5 protein-coding genes and 1 pseudogene are annotated in these 3,265 nt (G+C 33.5%); 4 read left to right on the top strand and 2 right to left on the bottom strand.

The genetic code is table 11. From position 1 onward, the window contains the following. Window positions 1–186: pseudogene (locus tag WFK35_RS21675) on the top strand (cation diffusion facilitator family transporter); the annotation flags it as partial. A gap of 11 nt (window positions 187–197) precedes the next feature. Here WFK35_RS21675 and WFK35_RS21670 read toward each other — a convergent pair. Together WFK35_RS21670 and xrtF are read right to left on the bottom strand one after the other, a co-directional pair. Then, window positions 198–635 carry an exosortase F system-associated membrane protein gene (locus WFK35_RS21670; RefSeq protein WP_336734626.1) on the bottom strand — a complete coding sequence of 146 codons (438 nt, stop codon included), beginning with the start codon at window positions 633–635 and terminating at the stop codon, window positions 198–200. After that, entirely contained in the window at window positions 622–1,152 is a 531-nt protein-coding gene (gene xrtF, locus WFK35_RS21665) for an exosortase family protein XrtF (protein ID WP_336689207.1), read from the bottom strand. The genes WFK35_RS21670 and xrtF overlap by 14 nt, the downstream gene beginning before the upstream one ends. Window positions 1,153–1,200: 48 nt before the next feature. On the opposite strand from xrtF, the gene WFK35_RS21660 reads away from it, so the two are divergent. The 3 genes from WFK35_RS21660 to WFK35_RS21650 all read left to right on the top strand — a co-directional run. Then, window positions 1,201–2,217: an aminoglycoside phosphotransferase family protein gene (locus WFK35_RS21660; protein ID WP_336734624.1), complete on the top strand. Its 1,017-nt coding sequence runs from the start codon at window positions 1,201–1,203 to the stop codon at window positions 2,215–2,217. 183 nt (window positions 2,218–2,400) lie between these two features. Next, window positions 2,401–2,811, top strand: a complete 411-nt coding sequence (locus WFK35_RS21655; protein ID WP_235132557.1) for a RapZ C-terminal domain-containing protein — start codon at window positions 2,401–2,403, stop codon at window positions 2,809–2,811. Window positions 2,812–2,927: 116 nt separating this feature from the next. Beyond that, window positions 2,928–3,265, top strand: a 338-nt coding sequence (locus WFK35_RS21650; protein ID WP_336734622.1) for a sugar phosphate nucleotidyltransferase, incomplete at its 3' end; no start/stop codon positions are given.

Below are 3,265 nucleotides of genomic sequence, written 5' to 3'. Positions count from 1 at the left end.
CTTTTAGCAAAAAATACAAAAAGAAGTGTAGAATTTAATTTTCATATGGACGATTGCAAACCAATTTCCTGCCCTGTCTGTCAGATATCCGATTGTCCGGTACGCGAAAAAGAGTTTGTAAAAAGAGTAATCTGGACACCCGAAAATGTGACTTCTGTGGATAAGCATACCATAGAAGATCATTAGAATATGACTCTCTATATATCTTTTTGTACCATTTGTTTTCTGTAATAAAACATGGGGATAATAAGAAGTAAAGTCAAAGGCTGGATTACAAATCTTCTCATGTAAAAAGAAAAAAGATATCCGATTTCAAATCTGTCATAAATACAGTACAAATAAATCGGAAATGTAATCGCAAAAATAATCGTAATCAAAACAGCTCCCTGAATTGTCCACTGCTTGTTTCTGAACCAAAAGTGAATTACAACGCATGAAAATAACAGATTCAGAATAAACCGGAAAATATAGCCGGGAATTAATTTTCCCCACTCAAAATCCGGAAAAGGAAGATTCTTATTTGCTTCATGAAAATAAGTGAGAATAGGATCATAGAAAATTCTGTCTTCAAGTATTCTTACACTTATAAGACCTAAAATCCCTAATATGACTAAAATCCATTTAAGATTTTTCATTTTTCAAAGCAAAAAATTTAATCCAGACCAGCCAGAGTACGACTACCGTTCCGTAAATAACCGCAGGAAAAATATAATCATGAGTAGTTTTACTGTATGCTTTGTAATCTAAAACAACAATATTAAGCCCCACAATTCTTAAAACATTAATAATATAAAGCAAAATCAGCCCCAGAACAACGAAAACGAAAGTCTTTTTTCCTTTGTAAAAGGCAAAAACAAATGCTACAAAAAGAATCATCACAGAAACGGCATTGCAGCCTTCCACCATTCTTGTAGGATATTCGTTCCGGACATAAAAATAAACCTGCTCACCTTTGATATCATTATACAACTGCGTCGGGAAACCCATAAAGTTCTGGATATGTCTCACCTGCTCCGCAATCATTCTGGAAAACGGATCGAGACCTTCTTTCTGAAAACTGTTCAGAAAAAACTGATAGGCTAGAAGCAGCACCATATAAATGATGATGAAACGCAGCAGAATGCTCAAAACAGGTTTAAAATCCTTTAGCATAATGCAAATATAGAAATTCGCCTGTAAATTATTATATTTGTGACATCTATGATTTCCGAATACGCCCAAAGATTTTTTGAAAATTATACAGGAAAAAAGCCTTCTGAGTTTATTACTTTAGCTCAAAGCGGCTCCGCAAGAGTAAATTTTATCGCAAAAGCAGATAAAAAGTATATCATTACCTACAACGAAAACATCGCGGAAAATGAGAGTTTTTTGTATTACTCTTATTTATTTTCAGATTTAAAGCTCAATACTCCCGCAATTTTTGCAGTTTCGGAAGACCGGAAAATGTATATTCAGGAATTTTTAGGAAAAAATACACTTTCAGAAATTATCTCCAAAGAAGGATTATCAGAAAATGTAAAATCTCTGGTAAAGCAGACTTTGGAAAAGTTATATCAATTACAGATTTCAACACAGAATAAGGTAGATTACAGTAAAACTTTCGAATATGAAAGCTATGACGAACTTCCCGTAACGCACGATCTGTATTATTTTAAAAATTTCGTGGCAGATGTTCTGGAATTGGAATACCACAAATCTACTCTACTGAAAGAATTTAAGAACATCGTTTCTCTCATCGAAAATCTGGAGCCGAAAGGTTTAATGATCCGCGATTTTCAGGCGAGAAATATGATGGTAAATGATCAGAAAGAAGTATCATTTATCGATTATCAATCAGCTATGAAAGGTCCGTTGATGTATGACGTGATTTCTTTTCTATTTCAGGCAAAAGCAAATTTCAATGAAAGCTTTAAAAGTGATATGCTTGATTATTACATTCATCAATTTGAAGATCAGGAAATTAAAAATCAACTAAAAATTTCGGTAAAACCAATTCAACTGATGAGATTCCTGCAGGTTTTGGGAGCTTACGGTTTCCGAGGACTGATCCAGAGAAAACAGCACTTCATCTCAAGCATCGAAAAGGGAATCGAAAATATTACAGTTTTTGCACAAAACTGGGAAAGTATGAAAGATTATCCCGAACTGGAAAAAGTGATTAAACAATTGAGTTCAGATAAAACAAAATTGAAAATTGAAGAAATAATAAACAGCTAAAGTCTTCGACAAGCTCAGACTGACAATAGTAGAATATGTTACTCATCTCTAGTATTACGGATGTCATCCTGAGCGCGAAGCAGTCGAAGGATCTTTTAAAAGCAGATATTTAGATTCCATCGGAATGACAAATAAAATTAAATCTTAACGGTTTAAAAATAAATAAATATAAAATTAAAAAAAATGCTACACATCGACATACACAGTTTTTCGTATAAAAAAGGAGGAATTCCAAAGGATGAAACAGGAAACGGAGGCGGTTTTACGTTCGACTGCCGCGGAATCCTGAATCCCGGAAGAGTGGAAGAATATAAAAGCCAGACCGGAAATGACATCGGCGTTCAGGAATATCTGGAAACAAAAACCGAAATGCCTAAATTTCTGGAATTAATTAAAAATCTTGTTTCCATTAATATTGATAATTATCTGGAAAGAGGTTTTGAAAATCTTCAGATCAATTTCGGCTGTACAGGAGGGCAACACAGATCGGTTTATTCTGCGATAAAAATTGCTCATTTTATTGAAGAAAAGTATGGTGAAAAAGTTGAAATCAGCCTTCATCACGACGAACAGCATCAACTTAATCATAAGTAATGAGTAATGTGCAATAAGTAATATTTTAAATTCGTTGATATTTTATTACTTATTGTTTTTAATTTAAACACGATCATTTTATTACTCATCACCAATTACTCATTACCCATAAAAAAATGAAAGCACTTATTTTTGCAGCCGGAAAAGGAACCCGATTAAAACCATTTACCGACCATCATCCGAAAGCTTTGGCAAAAGTGAATGAGATTCCGCTTCTGGAAAGAAATATTAAATATTTAAAAAATTTCGGAATCAACGATTTTGTCATCAACATTCATCATTTTGGAAATCAAATAGTTGATTTTTTAAAGCTGAATGATAACTTCGGATGTAAAATTGAAATATCGGACGAAAGAGAAGAACTGCTGGAAACTGGCGGCGGCTTGGTTTTTGCAAGAAAATTTCTCGATCATGGGGAAGACTTTCTAATCATGAATGCAGATATTCTTACCAA

The sequence above is a fragment of the Chryseobacterium sp. VD8 genome (genome assembly GCF_037149975.1).
GTDB classification, from domain to species: domain Bacteria; phylum Bacteroidota; class Bacteroidia; order Flavobacteriales; family Weeksellaceae; genus Chryseobacterium; species Chryseobacterium indicum.
Note: the sequence above shows the minus strand (reverse complement) of the source record. Positions and strands in the feature narration are given on the sequence as shown.